Below are 22,018 nucleotides of genomic sequence, written 5' to 3'. Positions count from 1 at the left end.
GTGCCGCCGCGCGCGATCCTGACCGCAGGCGAGATGCGGGCCGCAGAGGCCGCCTGGTTCGCCGGCGGCGGGGACAGCTTTGCCCTGATGCAGCGCGCCGCCGCCGAAGTGGCGCGCGCCGCCGCCGCGCGGCTGAGGCCCGGCGGGCGGGTGCTGGTGCTGGCGGGGCCGGGCAACAACGGCGGCGACGGCCATGTGGCGGCACAGTTGCTGGCGGACGCCGGGTTCGACGTGCAGGTGACGGCAGCGGGAACGCCGGCGGCCGGTGGCGATGCCGCACGGGCAAGGGCCGGCTGGAAAGGCCCCACGGGACCGGCGGACCCGGCCGGGTTCGATCTGATCCTCGACGCGCTGTTCGGAATCGGTCTGGCCCGCCCGCTGGAGGGGGAGCCCGCCCGGCTGGTGCGGGCGGCCAATGCGTCGGCCGTGCCGATCCTGGCCATCGACATCCCGTCCGGTGTGAACGCCGACAGCGGGGCGGCGCCGGGCCCCGCGATCCGGGCCACGGAAACGCTGACATTCCATACGCCCAAGCCCGGGCACCTGCTGTTGCCGGGGCGGACGCACTGCGGGCGGCTGCAGGTGGCGGATATCGGCTTGCCGAAGCCCGAGGGCGCAACGCTGTTCCTGAACAGGCCGGGCCTGTGGCAGCTGCCCGTGCCGGCGCCGGATACGCACAAATATGCGCGCGGCGCTGTTCTCGTCTGGTCGGGGCCCCGGTTCCAGACGGGCGCTTCGCGGCTGGCGGCGCGCGCGGCACTGCGGGCGGGCGCGGGCGCGGTGACGCTGGTGGGCGATGCGGCGGCGCTCGCGGTTCAGGCGGCGCAGGTGACGGCAGTGATGCTGGCCGAGGGCGACGCGCAGACCTTCGGGCGACTGGCCGCCGGGCCGAAGGTGAAGGCCCTGTTGGCAGGGCCCGGCGCGGGCGCCGCCGCGCGCTGCGTGGCCGGCGCCGCGCTGCAATCGGGCAAGCCTCTGGTGCTGGATGCCGACGCGCTGACCGCCTTTGCCGGAGAGGCGGACCATCTGGCCCGGCTGGTGCGGCGGCACGAACGGCCGGTTGTGCTGACCCCGCACGAGGGCGAGTTTGCGCGGCTGTTCCCCGGCCTTTCCGGCAGCAGGCTGGAACGGGCGCGCGCGGCGGCGGCACACAGCGGGGCGGTGGTGATCCTGAAAGGATCCGACGGCGTGATAGCCGCGCCGGACGGGCGGGCCGCCATCAACGGCAACGCGCCGGCCTGGCTGGCGACGGCGGGTTCGGGCGACGTGCTGGCCGGGCTGACGGCGGGCCTGCTGGCGCAGGGCATGGGCGGGTTCGAAGCGGCGGCCGCCGCCTGCTGGATCCACGGCGAAGCCGGTGGGCGGCTGGGAGCGGGCCTGATCGCGGAGGATCTGTGCGGGCCGGTGCTGCGCGAGGTGCTTTCGGCGCTGTTCTAGGCGGCGGCGCGGGCGGTGTGCAGGCTGTCTGCCGCAGACTCGACAGCCGCTTCGAGATGGTCACGGCCGGCGCTCAGGCCGGTTCGCGCGCCGATCGTGGTGAGCACGGGGTGAACGCCCGTCAGCAGTACATAGGGGCGTGCGCTGGCTGCCGCGATGGCAGCGCGCACCTTTTCCGCGCAGCCGGCAGGGACGGCGGCTGCGAATTCATCGCCCCCCCAGCGTGCAAGGAGGCCCGGTTCCGGGACTGTTGCTGCAAGCCGTTCCGCCACCTGTTTGAGCAGCCGATCCCCCACGATGTGGCCGTGGCTGTCATTGACAGCCTTGAAGCCGACAAGATCGACGAGGATGAGCGCGCGCGGCTGTTCCAGCGCATCCCAGGCCAGCGCCAGCCCGCGCCGGTTGGGAAGGCCGGTCAGCGGATCGTGCCGCGCTTCGTCCGTCAGGCGGCGGATCAGGCGTCGCTGGGTCAGGATCACCCCGCCCAGCAGGAGCAGCAACAGCAGGGTGAGCGGCGGCAGCAGCCAGGCGAGAAGCATCAGCCCGGTCACGCCCCGCCTGCCTCAGCCGATCTGTTCGCCGGGGTAGACGCCGAAGCCATGTTCCCGGAGCAGATAGCCCGACCGCCCCTGGCCCTCGACCCGGCACCAGCGATCCGCGCACATGGTGACACGCATGACGACGCCCGGTTCGGCCCGCAGCACGATGGGGGACGACAGATCCGGCCGGGCGCGGAGTTCGCGCGTCTGCTTCGTGATCTGGATGGTGCGATCGGTGTGGAGCATGGCGCGGTCCATCCAGCCTTCGGTCCCGTCGGCATCCTTCACCTTGCGCCAGACATTCCATTCGCTGACCACTTCCAGCGGCGTGCCGGGGCGCACGAACACCCAGGTGACGGGATATTCCTTCCCCGGGCCGGCGCGCATGTAGGCGCGACCGGCGCGCAGCGATGCGAAGCGCGGCACCGGCAGGCCGGAACGGTATTTCAGCGCATCCTTGTTGGTGGGCGTGGCCGCTTCCGCCGGGGCTGCGGCAGGGGCTTCCTGCGCGAGCGACGGGGTGGCGAGAAAGAGGAGGATCGGCAGGAGGACACGCATCCCACACCCCTGCCAAGGCCCGGGCAGCCTTGCAAGAGTCCGCGGGCCGGGCCATGCATGTCGGCATGACTTCGCGCTTCCACAAATATGATCGCAAGCTTCGTGTCACCGTGTCGCGGCGGCTGCCGCAGGCGGTGGAAACACGGATGGCCGAACTGTTCGACGTGGAACTGAACTTTGCCGACACGGCTCTTTCCCGCGAACAGCTGGCAGCGCTGATGACCGACACCGACGTGTTCGTGCCCACCGTGACGGACGAAATCGACGCCGGACTGATCGCCGGCGCGGGCGAACGGCTGAGGCTGATCGCCAATTTCGGAACGGGGGTTGATCATATCGACCTTGCGGCGGCGCGGGCGAAGGGCGTGACCGTGACGAACACGCCGGGCGTGCTGACGGACGATACCGCCGACCTTGTGATGGCGCTGATCCTTTCGGTGCCGCGCCGGCTGTCCGAGGGCGAGAAACTGGTGCGGGCGGGGAAATGGACCGGATGGTCGCCCACCGCGATGCTGGGACACCGCATTTCCGGCAAGCGGCTGGGGATCGTGGGAATGGGCCGCATCGGGCAGGCGGTGGCCGCGCGGGCGCGGGCCTTCGGCCTTTCCATCCATTACCACAACCGCCACCGGCTTCCCAGGGTGGTGGAGGAGACGCTGGAGGCGACCTGGTGGCCGACGGTGGACGCCATGCTGGAACGGGTGGACATCATCAGCCTGAACTGCCCGGAAACCGCCGAGACGCGCCATCTGATCAATGCCGAGCGGCTGCGCTTGATGCAGCCCCATGCCTATCTGATCAATGCCGCGCGCGGCGCGCTGGTGGACGAGGAGGCGCTGGTGGCGGCCCTGTCGACAGGCGGGATCGCCGGCGCGGGGTTGGACGTGTTCGAGCATGAGCCAGCCATTTCGCCGAAGCTTCTGAAGCTGCCGAACGTGGTGCTGCTGCCGCATCTCGGCTCCGCCACGTTCGAGGGGCGGCAGGCGATGGGGGAAAAGGTGATCACGAACATCCGCGTCTTCGCGGACGGGCATCGCCCGCCCGATCAGGTCCTCGCCGATTTCTGACGGCAGACAGGGCGCCGCATGATCCGCGAGAAGGAGCTGCGCCTCGCGCTGGTCTGCTACGGCGGGGTCAGCCTCGCCATCTACATGCACGGTGTGACCAAGGAGCTTTGGAAGCTGTTGCGGGCGAGCGAGGCGCGCAAGCAGGGCCAACCCTCGGCGGGCGACAGCGAGCCGGTATGGGCTGCGCTGCTGGAGGCGCTGCGCCCCCATGCCGATCTGGCCGTTATCGTGGACATTCTGGCGGGGGCTTCGGCCGGCGGGATCAATGCGGTGCTGCTGTCGAACGCGATCGCACTGGGGCAGACGCTGGAGCCGCTGACCGACATGTGGCTGGACGAGGCGGACGTTGACCGGCTGCTGGACCCGGAAGCCAGACCGGGCGGGACGCTGATCCAGCGGATGGGCGCCTTCTACAAGGAACCCGTCGCCTGGTTCGCGGCGCGGCAATCCACCAGCCTTGCATCCGTCGACGTGCCGGAGGTGCGGGCGGAAGTGGCGCTGAAGCTGGCGCGCTTTGTGCGGAGCCGCTGGTTCAAGCCGCCCTTTTCCGGCGATGTGCTGACGGCGATGCTGGACAAGGCGATGGATGCGATGGCGGCGGGCCCGTTCACGCGCCCGCTGATTCCGCCGACGCTGCCACTGGACCTGTATGTGACCGTGACGGATTACTGGGGCGTGCAGGCGGAACTGGCGATCCATTCGCCCCACACCGTGACCGAGCGGGAACATCGGCGGCTGTTCAGCTTCACGTCTCCGGCTGTCACCCGCCGGCACGGCGCCACGCGGGAGGTGCAGCTTGCACCACGCGCGCCGGTCGCCGCCCGGCCCGAACTGCTGCTGGCCGCCCGGGCGACGTCCAGCTTCCCCGGGGCCTTTCCCCCGGCAACCGTGACGGAAGTCGACCGCCGCATGGCGGAACGTGGCGAGGCCTGGCCGGGGCGCGCCGCCTTCATCGAGTCGCAACTGTGGAGCGACCGGCCGCCCGAGGACGTGGCGCTGATCGACGGCAGCGTGCTGAACAACGCGCCGTTCGGGCCGGCGATCGCCGCGCTGAGGATGCGGCCCGCGCACCGGGAGGTGGACCGGCGCTTCGTCTACATCGATCCGAAGCCCGGCGTGGGGGATGCGGCCGACGCCTTCGCCCGGCGCGATCCCGGCTTCTTCACCACCATGTTCCGGGCGATGGCGGACATCCCGCGCGAACAGCCGATCCGCGACAGCCTGGATCGGATCAACGGCATGTCCGCCCGCATCCGGCGGCTGAAGGCGGTGACGGACGCGATGACGCCCGCCGTCGACGACGCGATCCTGCGGGCGGTGGGCGCGCGCTTCTTCCTGCTGCCGGTTTCGTCCGAACGGCTATCGCGGGCGCGGTTCAGGATCCAGTCCGTCGCGGCGAAGGAGGCGGGCTTCGCCTTTGCGGCCTATGCACAGCTGAAGATGCGGACCGTGCTGGACGAAGCCGGCGCCCTGCTGGCCCGGGCGGCGGATCTTGGCCCGGCGGATGCCGCGCGGCTGCGCGCGGCGCTGGACGAGGCGGCGGAGGCCCGGGGCGCTTTCGATCATGACAGGGCGGTGGGCCCCGACGCGGACGCCAGCGGCTATGTCCAGATGCTGAGGCAGCTGGATATCGGCTTCCGGGTGCGGCGGCTGCGTTTTTTCGTGCGGCGGCTTTCCGCCGAGATCGCGGCGAGCAGCAGTTCCGAGGAGCGGGCGAGCGCCGAAGCGTTGAAGGCGGCCCTGTATGTCGTGACGGCGCCGTTCGTCGCCCGGCGGGCGCCGGCGGATCCGCCGGATGTCCCAACGCTGGCGGCCGCCGCGCACGATGTGCTGGCGGCGATGGGCGCGGAGCGGGCGATTGCAGCGGGACGCGCGATCGATACGCTGGCCGATACGCTTGGGCTGCGGGCGCTGGACGCCGACGCCGACCGGGTGCTGGTGGCGGCGGTGAATGATCCGGGCTTCGGCAAGGAAAGCCGGCGCAAGCTGATCAGGGCCTGGCTGGGCTTTCCCTTCTATGACATCGCGATTCTGCCCATGATGCAGGAGGAGGATGCCGATAGTTTCGAGGAACTGAAGGTGGATCGGATTTCGCCCGACGACGCCACCTTGCTGAGGGCCGGCGGGGCGAAGGCCTGCCTGAAGGGCTGGCAGCTGAACGCCTTCGCGGCCTTTTTCAGCCGCGCCTATCGGGAAAATGACTATCTGTGGGGGCGGCTGCATTCGGCCGAACGACTGGTGGACATCGTGACCAGTTCGGTTCCGGAAGCGGCGCTTGACGGGTTGCACTGGAAACGCCTGCTGTTCGCTTCGATCCTGTCGGCGGAAAAGGAACGGCTGGGGTCCGTGCAGCCGCTGATCGCGGAGCTGAAAGCAAAGCTGGCGGAATTGGACAGCGAAACGGCACGGGCCTGAGGCCGGGCCGCAAGGGGAGAGGCCGCGCGGCCCGCGCGGCCGGGTCAGGCCGGGGGCGAGAGGCGGGCCAGGGCCCAGCGGGCGGCTTCCGCCACCACATCATCCGCGTCATCCAGCCGTGCGCATATGGCGGGGATCAGGGCGGGATCGCCGCTGTTTCCGGCGGCGTAAAGGCAGTTGCGGATGAAGCGGTTCCGGCCGATGCGCTTGATGGGGGAACCGGAAAAGACGCTGCGGAACCCGGCCTCATCCAGGGCGAGCAGATCCGAAAGCAGCGGCGCCACGAGTTCCGCGCGCGGGTGGAAGGCCGGATCGGCCGGAAAGCGGGCGCGGGCGTTCCAGGGGCAGGCGTTCAGGCAATCGTCGCAGCCATAGATACGGTTGCCGAGTGCGGGGCGGAATTCGACCGGAACCGGCCCCTTATGTTCGATCGTGAGGTAGGAAATGCAGCGCCGTGCATCCACCTTGTAGGGGGCGACAATGGCGCCGGTGGGGCAGGCGGCGATGCAGGCGGTGCAGCTGCCGCAGTTCGCCTTCGTGCCCTCTTCCGCCAGCGGTTCGAGATCGGCGCTGCTGTAGATCGCGCCCAGGAACAGCCAGTTGCCCGCCTTGCGGCTGAGCAGGTTCGAATGCTTGCCCTGCCAGCCGAGGCCGGCGGCTTCGGCCAGCGGCTTTTCCATCACCGGGGCGGTATCGACAAACACCTTCACCGGCTCCGCGCTCGCCGCCACGAGCCATCGGGCGAGAGCCTTCAGCCGGGATTTGACCACATCATGATAGTCCCGGCCCAGCGCATAGACGGAAATGGTGCCGAGATCCGGCCGCGCGAGATTGCGCGCCGGATCGAATGCCGGCGTGTAGGGCAGGCCGAGTGCGACGACCGACCGGACTTCGGGCCAGAGGCCGCGGGGGCTTGCGCGCTGATCCGCGCGGGCTTCCATCCACAGCATGTCGCCGTGGCGGCCCTCGGCCAGCCATTCCCGCAGCCGTTCGCCGGCCCTGGGGGCAGCGTCTGCCCGGGCGATGCCGAAGGCGACGAAACCGAGCGCGAGCGCCTCGGCCCGCAAGTCTTTGCTAATGCGGGCCTCCGCCCGCGGTGCGTCAGAAATCGAGCTTGTCATAATCCGGCGGCGGGCGGATGCCTTCCATCCTGTCTGCCAGGATGGCGCGGAACGACGGGCGGGATTTCAGCGCCGAATACCAGACCTTCGCCTGCCCATGGCCGCGCCAGTCGATCCCGCCCAGATAATCCGCCACGGAAATCTGGGCGGCGGCGTTGATGTCCGCGATGCCGAAGGTGGGGCCTGCGATCCAGCGGTTGTCGTCCAGCAGGTCGTCGACATATTGCAGGTGCAGTTCGGCGGCGCGGTTTGCGTTGCGGATGGCGATGCCGTCGGGCATTTCGCGGCTGACGATGCGCTTGTACATCCGCTCCGCCAGCAGCGGGGCGGTCACTTCGGAATAGAAGCGCTGGGCGAACCAGTGGGCAAGGCGCCGCGCCTCTGCCCGTTCGGTGGCGCTGCCGCCCACCAGCGGCGGGCGTTCCACCGTCTCGTCGAAATATTCGATGATCGCGCTGCTGTCGCACAGCACCAGCTGGCCGTTTTCCAGCACGGGCGTCTGGATTGCCGGGTTCAGGCGCGACAGTGTTTCCCCCCGTTCCCATGGATAGGCGACGACCAGTTCGGCGGACACGCCCTTTTCGGCCATGGCGAAGCGCACGGCACGGCTGAACGGACAGAGGGGAAACTGGTGGAGACGCCACATGTTGCAGCCCCTATTAGCGCATGGATTCGTGCGCGCCAGCGCCTTGGCGGATTTCCGTTCGGGATTGCGCCAATCTGGCAGCTTGGAATGGGGCACGGCCGATGCTAGCTCACCGCCAAGAAGGGAGCCTCAGACCATGGATCTTGCGTTCAGCCCCGAAGAAGTCGCGTTCCGCGACGAGGTTCGGGCATTCATCGCCGAAAACTATCCGGCCCACCTGCGCGGCAAGCAGGACGAGGGCGAGGAACTGGGCAAGGAGGACATGCTTGCCTGGCACAAGATCCTGGCGAAGAAGGGCTGGGCGGCGCCTGCCTGGCCGACACAATATGGCGGCCCCGGCTGGACGGCGACGCAGCGCTACATCTTCTCGGAGGAAAGCGCCCGGGCCGAAACGATTCCGCCGCTGCCGTTCGGCATCAACATGGTGGGCCCGGTCATCTACACCTTCGGCACGCCCGAGCAGAAGGCGCAGCATCTTCCCGGCATCCTGTCCGGCGACGTGTGGTGGTGCCAGGGCTATTCCGAGCCGGGTTCCGGCTCCGATCTCGCCTCGCTGCGCACGCGCGCTGAGCGCGTGACGGAGGACGGCAAGGACTATTACATCGTCAATGGTCAGAAGACCTGGACGACGCTGGCGCAACATGCCGACTGGGGCTTCTTCCTGGTTCGCACCGATCCGTCGGCCAAGCAGCAGGAGGGCATTTCCTTCCTTCTGATCGACATGAAGTCGCCGGGGATCACCGTGAAGCCGATCATCACACTCGGCGGCGAGCATGAAGTGAACGAGGTGTGGCTCGACAATGTGAAGGTGCCTGTCGAGAACCGCGTGTACGAAGAGAACAAGGGCTGGACCTGCGCCAAGTTCCTGCTCGCGCATGAGCGGACGGGGATCGCGGGCGTGGCCCGTTCCAAGCGCGGGATCGAGAAGCTGAAGGCAATCGCCCGGGCCGAACAGGACGGCAACGGCCAGCCGCTGCTGGCGAACCCCTTCTTCCGCCGCAAGGTGGTGGAGCTGGAAACCGACCTGACCGCGCTGGAGTTCACCGAACTGCGGACGCTGGCGGGCGAGGCGTCGGGCAAGGGCCCCGGGCCGGAATCCTCGCTGCTGAAGGTGAAAGGCACGGAAATCCAGCAACGCATCACCGAGCTGGTGCTGGAAGCGGCCGGTAACTATGCCGCGCCCTATTTCCGCGAATTCCCCGAAGGCTCGAACGAATATCCGATCGGGCCCGAGTTCGCGCACCGGTCTGCACCGACCTATTTCAACATGCGCAAGACCAGCATTTACGGTGGATCCAACGAGATCCAGCGCAACATCATCGCGAAAATGGTGCTGGGCCTTTAAGGCCCGGCATCCGGCTACACAGTTTCCGGGAGGGTTTCTTGGACTTCAACTTCACCGAAACGCAGGGAATGCTGCGCGACACGCTGCGCCGCTACCTCGCTGACAATTATGACTTCGACAAGCGCGCCGCCATGCTCAAGCGCGAAGGCGGGCGGGATCCGGGCGTTTGGCGCGCACTCGCCACCGAGCTTGGCATTCTGGGCGCGGCGCTGCCCGAAGCCCATGGCGGCTTCGGCGGCGGACCGGTCGATACCATGGTGCTGATGGAAGAGTTCGGCCGCGCGATCGCGGTCGAGCCCTATGTTTCCACCGTGGTGCTGGGCGCCGGCGCGCTGGTGGAAACCGGCGGCGCCAGGGCCGATGCGCTGGTGCCGGGCATCATCGGCGGCGACGTGATCGTGGGCGCCGGCTTCTATGAACCGCAGGGGCGCTACAATCTGGCCGATCTGAAGACGACGGCGAAGGCCGACGGATCGGGCTGGACGCTGAACGGCCACAAGGCCGTGGTGGTGGCGGCCCCCTATGCGACGCACCTGCTGGTGACGGCGCGCACCGGCGGCAGCCAGCGCGAAGCGGGCGGCATCTCGCTGTTCCTGGTGGAAGCGAACGCGAAGGGCGTGGTGCGGCGGGATTACCCCTGTGTCGACGGCTACATGGCCAGCGAAGTCTATTTCGAGAATGCGAGCGTCGGTTCGGATGCGCTGCTGGGCGCCGAAGGCGGCGCGCTTCCGCTTGTCGAGAAGCTGGTGGACCATGCCGCGATGGCGCAATGCGCCGAGGCGACCGGCGCGATGAAGAAGCTGCACGAGCTGACGCTGGATTATGCCAAGCAGCGCAAGCAGTTCGGCAAGGCGATCGGCGAGTTCCAGGTGATCCAGCACCGGCTGGTGGACATGTTCATGGAGGCCGAGCAGGCGCAATCCATGACGCTGATGGGCACGCTGCGGCTGGACGATCCGAACCGCGCCAAGTGGGTGAGCCAGGCCAAAGCCAAGATCAACAAGGGCGCGCGCGCCCTTGGGCAGTGGGCCGTGCAGACCCATGGCGGCATCGGCATCACCACCGAACTTGCGGCGGGCCACTATTTCAAGCGCCTCTCCATCATCGAGAGTCAGTTCGGCGACCTCGATCATCATCTCGGCCGGCTGGAAGCGGAGCTGCTGGCCGAAGCGGCCTGAGGCCATCCGCGAACAGATGCGAAGGGCGGGGCGAATGCCCCGCCCTTTCATTTTGTCGGCGGGCAGACCTGCTCGATCGACGAGACATGGTTGAGCGCGATCACCCACTTGCCGTCGCGCTTGCGCATCAGCCGGGTGTTGATGCCCGTCTGCGGGTTGCCGGGGCGGTCAAGCCGGTAGTTGCTGATCAGTTGCGCCGCATCCGGGGCCAGCATTTCGACCCGGATGTTGCTGAAGGCCAGAGTGCCGCGGGTTTCGGCAGACGCGCCATAATCGCGGATGTAGTGATCCAGCGTGCCCTGCCAGTCCTTCTGGAACTGCCCACGGGAGACGAAGACGACGTCCGGATTGGCGAAGCCCGCCATGTAGCCGTGGAAATCGCCCCGGTTCCACGCCGCTTCCATGGCGCGGATCACGTTCACGATGGCGGTCTTTTCGGCGTCCTCGTTGATGTCGCGCGGGTCCGGGGTTTCGGCCTGCACATGGTTCAGCGTGATCACCCAGCGGCCGTCGCGCCTGCGCACCACGCCGGAAAACAGGCCGCCGTCCGTTCGGCCATCCGCCCACTTCAGGTCGAAGCGGGCGATCAGCTGCGCCGCATCCGCTGACAGCATCTGGATGTCGAACTGCGAGAAGGTGAGGTGGCCGCGCTTTTCCGGCGCGCCGCCATAATGTTTCAGATAATGCTGAAGCGTCGCGTCCCACCCCGGCTGGCGTTTCCCGCGCGAGATATAGGCGATGTCCGGGTTGGCGAAGCCCGCCATATAGCCCCGGAAATCACCCCGGTTCCACGCCTCCGCCATGCCGGTGAGCATGGCGGAGATCGCGGCCTTCCCGTCGCCCGCGCCCCTGGCGGACGCAAGCGGCAGGGCTGCCAGCGGCAGGGCCGCCAGCAGCGTTCGGCGGTCAGCCGGCATCGGCGGGCCTTGCGGGCTTCGCCTTTTCCGCCGCGATCCAGGCGCGCACTTCCGATTCCAGCAGCGGCAGCGGCACCGCCCCCAGGCCCAGGATCACGTCGTGGAACGGCCGCTGGTCGAACTTCGCGCCCAGCTCGGCTTCCGCTTCCTTCCTGAGGTTGCGGATGGTGATTTCACCCAGCTTGTAGGCCAGCGCCTGCCCCGGCCAGCTGATGTAGCGGTCCACCTCGTTGGTGATCTCCAGGTCGGACAGGGCCACATGTTCCTTGAAATAGGCCAGCGCCTTGTCGCGGCTCCAGCCATATTCATGCATGCCGGTGTCGATCACCAGCCTGACGGCGCGCCACATCTCGTAGGTCTGGCGGCCGAACTCCTCGTAGGGCGTTTCATAGATGCCCATCTGCTGGCCCAGCCATTCGGTATAGAGGCCCCAGCCTTCGCCATAGCCCGAGAAATAGAGATCCCGGCGGAAGTCGGGCCGGGCCTCGCCCTCTCGTGCGAGGGCCGCCTGGAAGCTGTGGCCCGGCGTGCACTCATGCACCGCGAGCGCGGGCAGGGTGTAGAGCGGACGCTGATCGAGCCGGTAGGTGTTGAACAGGCAGTTATCCAGCCCGCCCCGGCCGCTGGTGTAGATGGGCGCGATATCGTCCGGAACGGGCACGATCCCGTGGCGATAGCGCGGCAGCTTGCCGATGGTTTCGTTCATCCGCCCGTTGGCCTGCATCACCGTGTAGGAAGCCGCCGCCAGCAGTTCCTTCGGCGTCTTGGCGTAGAATTGCGGATCGGTGCGCATGAAGGTGAAGAATTCGCCCAGCGTACCCTTGAAGCCGGAGGCCTTCATCGTGGCTTCCATGTCGGCCTTGATTCGCGCCACTTCCTTCAGCCCGATCTCGTGGATCTGCTTCGCCGTCAGGTCCGTGGTCGTGTATTCCTTGATCTGCGAAGCATAGAAGGCGCGACCGTTCGGCATTTCCGAGGCGCCGATCGTGGGTCTGGCGCGGACCATGTAATCGTCCCGGATGAACTTCAGCAGCTTTGTGTAGGCCGGGACGGCGGACTGGTTGATGGCCGCCAGGGCATCCGCCTTCAGCTGCGCCTGCGTTTCCGCCGGGATACTGTCGGGCATGGTCCGGAAGGGCGCATAGAGCGCGTTCGACTCGCCGGTGGCGGTGTAGGGCACGATGGTTTCGTCGCGGCCGACGAGCGTGACTTTCGGGTTGGAGAAGCCGCGCGCGAGGCCGGCCTTCATGTTCACCGTCTGCTCGTCGAAGTAGCGCGGGATGTCGCGGATGCGGCCGATATAGTTGCGATACTGTTCTTCAGAGGCGAAGCGCGTGCCGGCATAGGGCGCCAGCGTCCAGAAGAAGGTGTCGGTGTTGAAGGGGATCTCGTAGAGCTTCCAGCGAACCTCGTTCGACTGGTTCTCGATCATGGTGCGGAACACCTGGGCGTTGATCTGTTCCGCATGGGAGAGCTGATCGAAGGGAATGGAATCCAGTTCCTTCAGCACATTGTCCCAGTAGACGAGGCGGGCGGCCTGCGACTTCGCATCGACGCGGGGCAGGCGCGGGCCGGGCGCGCCGCGCCCGGGGCCGCGTTCCTGTTCCTTCAGGCGCCACTGATATTCGGCATCGTAAAGGGCCTTCAGCCGGGCATCCGCGCTGCCCGGGGCGGCTTTCGTGGCCGGGGCGGCCGCCGGGGTGGTCTGCGCGACTGCGGCGACGGGCGCCCCCAGCAGCGCCAGCGCGGCAACAGCGGCGAGGTTGAGGGAACGCCATTTTACGGGTGCCGTGGCCTGAGTCAGCCCTTGTTCAAGCGGATGCGCCAATATTGCCTCCATGAAATCTCTGCTTCTTGCGACTGGTCTGGGGCTTTCGCTTGCCGCGTGCAGCACGACGGGTTGGTCGGAAGCGCCCCTGGATGAGCGCGGCTATGCAACGCGGCCGCCGGTTACTTGGTGGGGCCGGGATGCCGTGTCCGTCAATGTCTTCTTTGACCTTCTTGCCGGTTATGGCAGCTGGGGGCTGCATCCCCACTATGGCCGTGTCTTCTATCCCTCCGTCGGGGCGGGGTGGCAGCCCTATCGCGACGGCTACTGGCGGCAGGATCCGCGATATGGCCGCATGTGGATGTCCGGCGAACCCTGGGGCTGGGCGACCTATCACTACGGGCGCTGGGGCCGGGACGACAGGATGGGCTGGTTCTGGGTGCCGGACACTCGATTCGGGCCTGGCTGGGTCGATTGGCGGACCAGCGGGGATTATGTGAGCTGGTCGCCCCTGCCGCCCTATGGCTGGGCCAACTGGGGCACGGGCTGGGGCAATGACTGGTGGAGCCATGCGCCCGCCTATTGGGCATGGCGGCCGGGGATGCAGCAGCATGTCCGACCGGGGCGCCCGGGTTACCCCGGCCGGCCAGACCGGCCAGACCGGCCAGATCGCCCCGATCGCCCGGGGGACGGCCAGACGGTCACGCCGGTTCCGCCCAACGTCCATCCGCGCGCCAGCCCGCCCTATACCGGGGGGCGGCGGAATCCCCGCAGCGATCAGACCTACATGGGTGGAGAGCGGCAGCCCCGCGCGGGCTGGCAGGGCGGGCAACGCGACGGACGGCCAGTGGAGGCCGGTCGCCATCCCCGCAGCGCCCCGCAGCGGCCCGAGGCCGCCGATCCGGCGCGGGCGCAGGCACGGCCCGCGCCTTCGCCGCAGGTGCGCCCTGCGCCGGCCCCGCAGCTGCGGGAAGCGCCGCAGATGCGTGAGACGCAGCGGGCGCCTTCCAGAGAGCCGGCCCGCGGCCGCGATGTGCCGTCGCGGGCTGCCGACGACTGAACGGGGCGCGCATTTTAAGGGTTGCATGGCTCTTGTGCGGCGCACAATATGTGCGCGTTGCAAGGGGAATATGTGACGTCACGCGCTTTCGATGAAACCTATGGCTTCGGCCCCTACCCCGGCGGGGCAGGTGCCGAACCGCTGTTCGGGGCGGATGGGCAGGGGGTGCAGATCCGCCCGCCCTATGCCGAAGTGGAACGCTGGCTGAAGGCTGCCCCGCCGGATCTTCTCGAAACAAGACGCCGCCAGGCCGAACTGTTCTTCCGCCGGATCGGAATCACCTTCGCCGTCTATGGCGATCCGGACGCGAGCGAGCGGCTGATCCCCTTCGACATCATCCCGCGCGTTCTTTCCGGCAGCGAATGGGCCCGGATGGAGGAAGGGCTGAAGCAGCGGGTGCAGGCGCTGAACATGTTCCTGGCGGACGTGTATGGCCCGCGCGAATGCATCCGGGCGGGGATCGTGCCGGAAGAGCTGGTGCTGCTGAACCCGCAATATTGCCTGCCGCAGGTGGGCCGCCGCCCGGCGAAGGATGTGTGGGTGCAGATCGCCGGGATCGACATGGTCCGCACCGGGCCGGACGAGTTCTTCGTGCTGGAGGACAATGCGCGGACGCCATCCGGCGTATCCTACATGCTGGAAAACCGCGAGGTGATGCTGCGGCTGGTGCCAGAGCTGATCCATGCCGTTTCGATGGCGGGCGGGCTCAGGCCGGTGGAAACCTATCCGGAAACCCTGCTGGAGACGCTGACATCGGTTGCGCCCGCCAATTGCGACGGAGAGCCCTGCCTGGCGCTGCTGACGCCGGGCATCCACAACAGCGCCTATTACGAACATAGTTTCCTGGCCGACAAGCTTGGGGTGGAGCTGGTGGAGGGCTCCGACCTGTTCGTGCATTCCGACATTCTCTATATGCGCACCACCGAGGGGCCGAAGCGGGTGGACGTGCTGTACCGCCGGGTGGACGACGAGTTCCTGGATCCGCTGATCTTCCGCGCGGACAGCGTGCTGGGCGTGCCGGGGCTGGTGAATGCGGTTCATGCCGGCAACCTGACGATCAGCAACGCCCTGGGAACGGGAATTGCCGACGACAAGGCCATCTACAGCTATATGCCGGACATCGTGCGCTTCTTCACCGGGCGCGACCCGATCCTGCACAATGTGCCGACCTGGCGCTGCCGGGAGCCGGACGCGCTGTCCCATGTGCTGGCCAATCTGGCCGATCTGGTCGTGAAGGAAACCGATGGCTCTGGCGGCTATGGGATGCTGGTTGGGCCGCACGCCACCAGGGCGCAGCTGGACGAGTTCGCCGCGCGGTTGAAGGCCAACCCCCAGCATTACATCGCCCAGCCGACGCTGGCGCTTTCCACCTGCCCCACGCTGACGGCATCGGGCGTGGCCCCGCGCCATGTCGATCTGCGGCCCTTCGTGCTGACCGGGGCCAACGGCAGCCAGATCGTGCCGGGCGGTCTGACGCGCGTGGCGCTGAAGGAAGGATCGCTGGTCGTGAACTCCAGCCAGGGCGGTGGAACCAAGGATACCTGGGTGATCGACAGCCCGGAAGGCGGGGCCTGATGCTTTCCCGTTCGGCTTCGAACCTCTACTGGATGGGCCGCTATCTGGAGCGGGCCGATTTCCTGTGCCGGCTGATCGACGCGACCGTTCGGCTGGCGTCTCTGCCGGCTTCCCACGGGGGGGCGGCGCCCGCCTGGGAAAGCGCCATCCGGTCAGCGGCGGTGGCGCAGGCCTTCCACGAGCGCAATCTGCCGGTCGACGAAGCCAATGTCGGCCATTTCCTGACCCTGGATCCGGAAAACCCCAGTTCGATCCGCCGCTGCCTGGAGGCGGCCCGGAACAACGGCCGGGCGGTGCGCACTTCGCTGACGCTGGAAACCTGGGAAGCGGTGAACGATGCCTGGCACGAGGTCCAGCGCTTCGGCAGCGCCATGCCCGACAGTTCGACGCTGGTGCGGCTGGTGGACAGCATCAAGAATTCGCTGCTGATGTTCGACGGTGCGGCCCACCGCACCCAGCTGCGCGAGGCGACCTACTGGTTCCTGCGGCTGGGGACGACGGTGGAACGCGCGGACAATACGGCGCGGCTGCTGGATGTGAAATATCACCTGCTGCTGCCCCGATCCGAACCGGTGGGCGGCAGCCTGGATTATTTCCAGTGGACGACGCTGCTGCGAACGGTTTCGGCGCTGACGGCCTATCGCTGGGTGTATCGGGAATCGGTGAAGCCCTGGCTTGTCGCGGATCTGCTGATCTTCAACCGTGCGATGCCGCGATCGCTGATCGCCTGCCTGGAAGATGCCGTGTGGCTGCTGGACCAGCTGGCGGCAAGCCGCGGCAGGCGCGGTCCGGCCAACCGCATCGCCGCGGCTTCGCTTCGGGCCATGGGCGGCACCGACATCGACCGGCTGTTCCAGTCCGGCCTGCACGAATTCCTGGAGGCGTTCATCAGCGGGAACAATCGCCTGGGCGATGCCATCGCGGATCAGTATCTGTTCTGATGCAGCTGCTGATCGATCATATCACCCGCTACACCTATTCCGAGCCTGCGGCCGGTATCGTGCAGTTGCTGAAGCTGACCCCGCGCAACAGCGAATGCCAGCAGGTGGTGAACTGGCGGATCGACGTGGATGCCGACGGCTGCCTTGTTCCCGGGACGGACTGTTACGGCAATCTGGTGCATTGTTTCTATGCCGACCGCGCCGTGGAGAGCCTGACCCTGCATGTGACGGGACTAGTGATCACGGCGGATCAGGCCGGCGTGGTGCAGGTGCCGGACGAGCCCCTGCCGCCCCTGCTGTTCCTGCGATCGACGCCACTGACGGCGATCACACCGCCGATCATGGCCTTTGCCGACGGCTTCCGGCGCGACGGGACGCTGCCGACACTGCATGCGCTGATGCTGGGCGTTCAGGCGCGCATCGGGTTCCAGACCGGCGCGACGCAGTCACAGACGGATGCGGATACCGTGCTGAGCCTGGGGCGGGGCGTGTGCCAGGATCTTTCGCAGCTGTTCATCGCATGTGCCCGGCATCTGGGCATCCCGGCCCGCTATGTTTCGGGCCATTTCGCCGCGCCCGACCATCCCGAGCAGGAAGCCGCCCACGCCTGGGTGGAGGCGCATGTGGACGGGCTGGGCTGGGTGAGCTTCGATCCGACGCATGGCCTATCCGGCACCCCGGGCCATGTGCGCGTGGCGGTCGGGCTGGACAGCCTGGAGGCCGCGCCCGTTCGCGGCACCCGCCGTGGCGGCGGTGTCGAATCACTTGCGGTGGGCGTTCTGGGTCGGCAAGCGCTGCCGCAGCGGCAGGGCCAGTCCACCTTCGGCCGGACACAGAACCAGTAGCCGTCGCAGCCGTTAAGGGGACGTTGCCGGATGACCTATTGCGTGGGCCTGCTGGTGAAGGAAGGCCTGGTGATGATGGCCGATACGCGCACCAACGCGGGCATCGACAACATCTCCACCTACCGCAAGCTCCGGGTGTTCGGGGAAGACGGGAAGCGCATCATCGCCATCGCATCGGCCGGATCGCTGAGCACGACGCAGGCGCTGGTGAACCGGCTGAATGAAGGCGTGCGGATGCCGGGCAGCGAGGAGCCCGAGTTCCTGGAGACAGCCCCCACGATGTTTCGCGTGGCCCAGATCGTGGGCGAGGCGATGGTGGGCGCCAAGAAGGACATCGAGGCCATGGTGCAGCAGCAGGAGGGGGTCGACATCGGCGTGACCCTGCTGGTGGGCGGCTCCATCGACGGGCGGGCGCCGCGGCTGTTCCTGATCTATGGCGAGGGCAATTTCATCGAATGCGGGATGGACACGCCCTATTTCCAGATCGGGGAGCTGAAATACGGCAAGCCGGTGCTGGACCGGATGCTGAGTTACCGCACGCCGCTTTCCAAGGCGATCAAGATCGGGCTGGTCAGCATGAACAGCACGATGCGATCGAACCTGGGCGTGGGCCTGCCGATCGACATGCTGGTCGTGCGGCCGGGGCAATCGACGGCGGCGCTGACCCGGATCGAGGACAGCGACCCCTATTACCATGACCTTGGCACCCGCTGGGCCAATGCCCTGAAGGACGCACTGGACAGCATCCCCGACCCGGAATACCCCCTGCCGGGCGAAGCGGCGCCGCGCGAAAGGCCCTGATTTCCCAGACACCCGAAACAGGTTATCGTGCAGGCGGGGAGGACTTCACGATGACCGTCAATGACACTGAATCCCGCGCGCCTGCGCATCTCTGGATCGTCGGCGTTCTGGGGCTCATCTGGAACGGGTTCGGCGTTTACGATTATCTGATGTCGAAGCTGCGGGGGGCCGATTACTTCCGGGAGATGGGGATGACGGACGCGCAGATCGCGTTCGCGCAAGGCTATCCCATGTGGATGAACGCCGTATGGGCCATCGGTGTGTGGGGCGCCCTGCTGGGCACCTTGCTGCTGCTGTTGCGCCGCCGGGCGGCCGCGCCGGTCTTCATGCTCTCTCTGCTGGCCTATCTGCTGAGCCTGTTCTACGCCTTCTACCTTTCCAACGGCCGCGAGGTGATGGGTGACAGTTCCGCCATGCATGTGGTGGTGCTGGTGGGCTGCCTGTTCTTCGCCTGGTATTCGCGGGCCATGGCAAGAAAGGGAGTGTTGAAATAGCCGCCTTCGCCGCATGATCCGCCAAGGGCCCAAAGGCCCATTGGGGAGGTTTTCATGCGACTGAAGGGCAAATCCGCCATCGTGACGGGCGGGGGCAGCGGCATCGGCCGCGCGACGGCGATCGCGCTGGCGCGGGAGGGCGCGGCCGTGATGGTGACCGACATCGACGACGAAGGCGGACACGAGACGCTGGCGCTGATCGGCAAGGCCGGCGGCAAGGCGGCCTATCGCCACCAGGACGTGGTGGAGGAGGATGGCTGGCGCGAGGTGGTGGCCGAAACGGTGCGCCTGCACGGGCATCTGGACACGCTGGTGAACAATGCCGGGATCGGCAGCGGCCAGATGATCCTGGAGATGAGCCTGGAAGCGTGGAACCGGCAGATCGCCATCAACCTGACCGGTGTGTTCCTGGGGGTGAAGCATTCGGTGCCGGCGATGCGGGCGCACGGGAAGGGTGGATCGATCATCCACATCTCGTCGGTCGCCGGGCTGGAAGGCTCTGCCGGGCTGGCCGGTTACTGTGCGACCAAGGGCGGCGTGCGGTTGTTTTCCAAGGCGGTGGCGAAGGAGTTCGCCGCCGACCGTATCCGCAGCAACAGCGTGCATCCCGGCATCATCGACACGCCGATCTGGACCAAGATCGACGAAGGCGGGCTTTCGCAAACGATGGATGCGCTGGGCGCGCCCCAGGGCGCGAACCGGCCGCCCGTCGATGCCATCGCCATGCTGAACACGCCGCTGCAGCGGGCCGGGCAACCGGAGGAGATCGCGGCTGGCATCCTGTTTCTGGCATCGGACGAATCCGCGTTCATTACCGGATCGGAACTGGTGATCGACGGGGGGTGGACGGCCTGAGTTGCCTTGTGGGGGTGTGAGGGGTTGCGAAGGGGCCTGGCCCCTTCCCCCTGATTTACCAGATTGGTTGTTCCACGTGGAACATTGCCCTACACTTTGAAATCAATGGGTTGGGTGCAGGACGTGTAGGATTTGTTGGGACTGTTCCACGGGAGCGTGGTGTTCGCATTCCCATCAGACGTGGCGGCAGGTTCATGCCTTATCCCGGTTCATTTCCAGATGCAGCTGTCCAGCCCCTCGTTGGCGACGACGCGGGTGCGGCCGGCGATGCGGTTGGCGTAGCGCTTGGTGTAGCGGCCCGGTGAGGCGGCGTCCCGCTTGATGGGTTGGGGGAGGATGGCGGCGAGGCGGGCGGCTTCGGTGCGTGTCAGCTTGCTGGCGGGCTTGTTGAAATAGTGGATTGAGGCGGCCTGCACGCCATACACGCCGCGGCCGAATTCGGCGATGTTGAGATAGACTTCCATGATCCGGGGTTTGCCCCAGATGAATTCGATCAGCACCGTGAACCAGGCTTCCAGCCCCTTGCGGATCCAGGTGCGGCCTGACCACAGGAAGGCGTTCTTCGCCGTCTGCTGGCTGATGGTGGAGCCGCCGCGCAGTTTCTTGCCCTGCTTGTTGCGCTCCATGGCCTTTTCGATGGCTTCGACATCGAAGCCGCGATGTTCGCAGAAGCGGGAATCCTCTGCCGCGATGACGGCGCGGGGGATGTGGCGCGACATTTCGGGAAGGCCGACCCATTCGCGATAGATCTTCACATCATTGAAATGGTCGCGGATCATCAGGCTGGTGGTGGGCGGGTTGACCCAGCGATAGGCGACAACCCAGACGAGGCTGAGGGCCACCAGCCAGCCGAGCAGCTTCAGGACGAACTTCAGGATGCCGAACACAGGCCCTCCAGCGTGGTGGTGATGGTGCGGGCGACGACGGCGGCCCAGCGGGCGACGCCATCGGGGCTGGTGATCCCGTCCTGCCGGAGTTCGAAGCCGAGATAGGGGAGGCCGGCGGCTTCGGCGTGGCGATCCATCGTGTAGTTCAGGACCTGGCCCGAATAGGGCTCGTTCGCGCCGATGGGGCCGCCCAGGTCGTCCTCTCCCTCAAGTGCGGCGAGGCCGAGTTCGGCGGCGCGGTAATCCCGGTTCCACAGGATGGCGATGGGCCAGGGACGCGGCGCGGGGGCGGTAGCCAGCGCCGGTGTGAAGCTGTGGATGGCGACCAGGAGGAGAGGTGGGCGGGCCGCGATCTGGCGGGCGAGGCCATCGTGGAAGGCGTTGTGGAGGGCGAGACGCGCCTGACGTTCCGGGGGCGAGAGGCCGACATTGGCCGGGATGACGAGGCCGTCGCTTTTTTCGGGGATGGCGTGGGCGGGTTCGCGGTTGCAATCCACCACGAGCCGGGAGGCGGAGGCGAGCCAGGCGCGGCAGCCGAGCCTTGCGGCGACGCTGCGGGTGAGGGCTTCGGCGCCGATATCCCAGGCGACATGATCGAGGAGCGCTTCGGGCGGGACGCCGAGATCGAGCCCGGGCGGAAGGGCATTCGAGGCGTGGTCGCACACGAGGAGGATACGGGGGTCGTCTCCGTCAAGGAGGCGGGGGGCGTTGGGGTGTGTCATGCGCTGAACCGGGGCTTGCGCTTGGCGAGGAAGGCGGAGACGCCTTCGGCGAAATCGGGGCCGGTGAAGGCTTCGTCGAACAGGGCGGCGCTGGCGTCGTCGTCGTCTGCCTGGCCTTCGAGGATTCGGCGGATGACAGCGCGGGTGGCGCGCTGGGTGAAGGCGGAGGCGCCGAGCATTTCGTCTGCCAACGCCTGTGCGGCCTGTTCGACATCGTCTGCGAGGTCTTCCACGAGGCCGATGCGGCAGGCTTCTTCCGCATGGATCAGGCGGCCGGTGTAGAGCAGGCGGCGGGCCTGGCCGGGGCCGACGAGATCGACGAGCAGGCGGGTATCGTGGAGCGGATAGACGAGACCGAGCCGGGCCGGGGTGATGCCGAAGCGGGCGCGGGGGGAGGCGATGCGGATATCGGCCGCCAGCGCGAGCCCGCAGCCGCCGCCGACGCAATCGCCATCCACCAGCGCGATGACCGGCACGGACGCGCGGGTGAGCGCGAGCTGGGCAGCGCGGATCGCCGCCTGGTTCCGGGCGCGCCAGGCGGCATCCGAGGACCGTTCGGCGAATTCGGCGATGTCGGCCCCGGCGCAGAACTGGCCGGGGGTGACGGAGCCGAACAGGATCAGGCGGACGCCCGGCGTTGCGCAGGCCTGATGGACGAGCGGCGGGATACTTTCCCACATGGCCTGATCGAGGGCATTGCGCCGGTCGGGCCTGTCGAGCCGGATGCGGGCGACGGATCCATCGACCGTGAGCCGGACATGGGGGGAAAGCGGCGCTGTCATGCGGGGCCTGTTCTGGCAGCAGGGCGGGCCGGCCTCAAGTGGCCTGAACGGAGAGAGGGGCGGAA

21 protein-coding genes and 1 pseudogene are annotated in these 22,018 nt (G+C 67.6%); 12 read left to right on the top strand and 10 right to left on the bottom strand.

Features of this window, described 5'->3' with window-relative positions; all coding sequences use genetic code 11:
- Nucleotides 1–1,437, top strand: coding sequence for an NAD(P)H-hydrate dehydratase (locus ACW9TV_RS00455; RefSeq protein WP_494303919.1), 1,437 nt, complete (start codon nt 1–3; stop codon nt 1,435–1,437).
- On the opposite strand, the gene ACW9TV_RS00450 is transcribed toward ACW9TV_RS00455, so the two are convergent.
- Nucleotides 1,434–1,988, bottom strand: coding sequence for a GGDEF domain-containing protein (locus tag ACW9TV_RS00450; RefSeq protein ID WP_494303918.1), 555 nt, complete (start codon nt 1,986–1,988; stop codon nt 1,434–1,436). The genes ACW9TV_RS00455 and ACW9TV_RS00450 overlap by 4 nt on opposite strands.
- 12 nt (nt 1,989–2,000) lie before the next feature.
- On the bottom strand, nt 2,001–2,534 hold the full coding sequence (locus ACW9TV_RS00445; protein WP_494303917.1) for an SH3 domain-containing protein: 534 nt from the start codon (nt 2,532–2,534) through the stop codon (nt 2,001–2,003).
- 65 nt (nt 2,535–2,599) lie between these two features.
- Between ACW9TV_RS00445 and ACW9TV_RS00440 the strand changes: the two genes are divergently transcribed.
- Together ACW9TV_RS00440 and ACW9TV_RS00435 are read left to right on the top strand one after the other, a co-directional pair.
- Nucleotides 2,600–3,601: a 2-hydroxyacid dehydrogenase gene (locus ACW9TV_RS00440; protein WP_494303916.1), complete on the top strand. Its 1,002-nt coding sequence runs from the start codon at nt 2,600–2,602 to the stop codon at nt 3,599–3,601.
- An 18-nt stretch (nt 3,602–3,619) separates the two neighbouring features.
- Nucleotides 3,620–6,016 carry a patatin-like protein gene (locus tag ACW9TV_RS00435; RefSeq protein ID WP_494303915.1) on the top strand — a complete coding sequence of 799 codons (2,397 nt, stop codon included), beginning with the start codon at nt 3,620–3,622 and terminating at the stop codon, nt 6,014–6,016.
- 44 nt (nt 6,017–6,060) lie between these two features.
- Here ACW9TV_RS00435 and queG read toward each other — a convergent pair whose 3' ends face one another.
- Together queG and ACW9TV_RS00425 are read right to left on the bottom strand one after the other, a co-directional pair.
- On the bottom strand, nt 6,061–7,137 hold the full coding sequence (queG, locus tag ACW9TV_RS00430; RefSeq protein WP_494303914.1) for a tRNA epoxyqueuosine(34) reductase QueG: 1,077 nt from the start codon (nt 7,135–7,137) through the stop codon (nt 6,061–6,063).
- Nucleotides 7,118–7,783 carry a glutathione S-transferase family protein gene (locus tag ACW9TV_RS00425; RefSeq protein ID WP_494303913.1) on the bottom strand — a complete coding sequence of 222 codons (666 nt, stop codon included), beginning with the start codon at nt 7,781–7,783 and terminating at the stop codon, nt 7,118–7,120. The genes queG and ACW9TV_RS00425 overlap by 20 nt, the downstream gene beginning before the upstream one ends.
- Nucleotides 7,784–7,919: 136 nt before the next feature.
- Here ACW9TV_RS00425 and ACW9TV_RS00420 point away from each other — a divergent pair, with 136 nt between their 5' ends.
- Both ACW9TV_RS00420 and ACW9TV_RS00415 read left to right on the top strand, forming a co-directional pair.
- Nucleotides 7,920–9,128: an acyl-CoA dehydrogenase family protein gene (locus tag ACW9TV_RS00420; RefSeq protein WP_494303912.1), complete on the top strand. Its 1,209-nt coding sequence runs from the start codon at nt 7,920–7,922 to the stop codon at nt 9,126–9,128.
- A gap of 38 nt (nt 9,129–9,166) precedes the next feature.
- Complete coding sequence (locus ACW9TV_RS00415) at nt 9,167–10,306, top strand: acyl-CoA dehydrogenase family protein (protein ID WP_494303911.1); 1,140 nt, start codon at nt 9,167–9,169, stop codon at nt 10,304–10,306.
- Between the two features lie 47 nt (nt 10,307–10,353).
- Here the strand turns inward: ACW9TV_RS00415 and ACW9TV_RS00410 are convergent, their stop codons facing one another.
- The 3 genes and pseudogenes from ACW9TV_RS00410 to ACW9TV_RS00400 form a co-directional block, all read right to left on the bottom strand.
- The gene (locus tag ACW9TV_RS00410) at nt 10,354–10,788 is read right to left on the bottom strand and encodes a YybH family protein (protein WP_494305101.1); all 435 of its coding nucleotides are present in this window, start codon (nt 10,786–10,788) and stop codon (nt 10,354–10,356) included.
- Nucleotides 10,789–10,800: 12 nt separating this feature from the next.
- Nucleotides 10,801–11,121, bottom strand: a pseudogene (locus ACW9TV_RS00405) (DUF4440 domain-containing protein); the annotation flags it as partial.
- 91 nt (nt 11,122–11,212) lie between these two features.
- Nucleotides 11,213–12,961 carry a DUF885 domain-containing protein gene (locus ACW9TV_RS00400; RefSeq protein ID WP_494305100.1) on the bottom strand — a complete coding sequence of 583 codons (1,749 nt, stop codon included), beginning with the start codon at nt 12,959–12,961 and terminating at the stop codon, nt 11,213–11,215.
- 100 nt (nt 12,962–13,061) lie between these two features.
- Between ACW9TV_RS00400 and ACW9TV_RS00395 the strand changes: the two genes are divergently transcribed.
- The 7 genes from ACW9TV_RS00395 to ACW9TV_RS00365 all read left to right on the top strand — a co-directional run bounded on the left by ACW9TV_RS00395 (nt 13,062) and on the right by ACW9TV_RS00365 (nt 19,562).
- Nucleotides 13,062–14,051, top strand: a complete 990-nt coding sequence (locus ACW9TV_RS00395) for a DUF6600 domain-containing protein (protein ID WP_494303910.1) — start codon at nt 13,062–13,064, stop codon at nt 14,049–14,051.
- Nucleotides 14,052–14,216: 165 nt separating this feature from the next.
- Nucleotides 14,217–15,626, top strand: a complete 1,410-nt coding sequence (locus tag ACW9TV_RS00390; RefSeq protein ID WP_494305099.1) for a circularly permuted type 2 ATP-grasp protein — start codon at nt 14,217–14,219, stop codon at nt 15,624–15,626.
- A complete protein-coding gene (locus ACW9TV_RS00385) occupies nt 15,626–16,567 on the top strand; it encodes an alpha-E domain-containing protein (RefSeq protein ID WP_494303909.1) in 942 nt (313 codons plus the stop codon). The genes ACW9TV_RS00390 and ACW9TV_RS00385 overlap by 1 nt, the downstream gene beginning before the upstream one ends.
- On the top strand, nt 16,567–17,412 hold the full coding sequence (locus ACW9TV_RS00380; RefSeq protein WP_494303908.1) for a transglutaminase family protein: 846 nt from the start codon (nt 16,567–16,569) through the stop codon (nt 17,410–17,412). Before ACW9TV_RS00385 ends, ACW9TV_RS00380 begins: the two co-directional genes overlap by 1 nt.
- Before the next feature lie 30 nt (nt 17,413–17,442).
- Complete coding sequence (locus ACW9TV_RS00375) at nt 17,443–18,213, top strand: proteasome-type protease (protein WP_494303907.1); 771 nt, start codon at nt 17,443–17,445, stop codon at nt 18,211–18,213.
- 50 nt (nt 18,214–18,263) lie between these two features.
- Nucleotides 18,264–18,707: a hypothetical protein gene (locus ACW9TV_RS00370; protein ID WP_494303906.1), complete on the top strand. Its 444-nt coding sequence runs from the start codon at nt 18,264–18,266 to the stop codon at nt 18,705–18,707.
- Nucleotides 18,708–18,761: 54 nt separating this feature from the next.
- A complete protein-coding gene (locus ACW9TV_RS00365) occupies nt 18,762–19,562 on the top strand; it encodes an SDR family NAD(P)-dependent oxidoreductase (RefSeq protein ID WP_494303905.1) in 801 nt (266 codons plus the stop codon).
- 209 nt (nt 19,563–19,771) lie between these two features.
- Here ACW9TV_RS00365 and mtgA read toward each other — a convergent pair whose 3' ends face one another.
- From mtgA to ACW9TV_RS00350, 3 genes are read right to left on the bottom strand one after another with little or no spacing between them, the layout of a single operon-like run.
- Nucleotides 19,772–20,449: a monofunctional biosynthetic peptidoglycan transglycosylase gene (gene mtgA / locus ACW9TV_RS00360; RefSeq protein ID WP_494303904.1), complete on the bottom strand. Its 678-nt coding sequence runs from the start codon at nt 20,447–20,449 to the stop codon at nt 19,772–19,774.
- The gene (locus ACW9TV_RS00355; RefSeq protein ID WP_494303903.1) at nt 20,434–21,171 is read right to left on the bottom strand and encodes an N-formylglutamate amidohydrolase; all 738 of its coding nucleotides are present in this window, start codon (nt 21,169–21,171) and stop codon (nt 20,434–20,436) included. Before ACW9TV_RS00355 ends, mtgA begins: the two co-directional genes overlap by 16 nt.
- Nucleotides 21,168–21,953, bottom strand: coding sequence for an enoyl-CoA hydratase/isomerase family protein (locus ACW9TV_RS00350; RefSeq protein ID WP_494303902.1), 786 nt, complete (start codon nt 21,951–21,953; stop codon nt 21,168–21,170). Before ACW9TV_RS00350 ends, ACW9TV_RS00355 begins: the two co-directional genes overlap by 4 nt.
- Between the last annotated feature and the right edge of the window lie 65 nt (nt 21,954–22,018).

Source organism: Sandaracinobacter sp. T42 (genome assembly GCF_059115405.1).
This window is presented reverse-complemented; position numbering and strand designations above follow the sequence as displayed.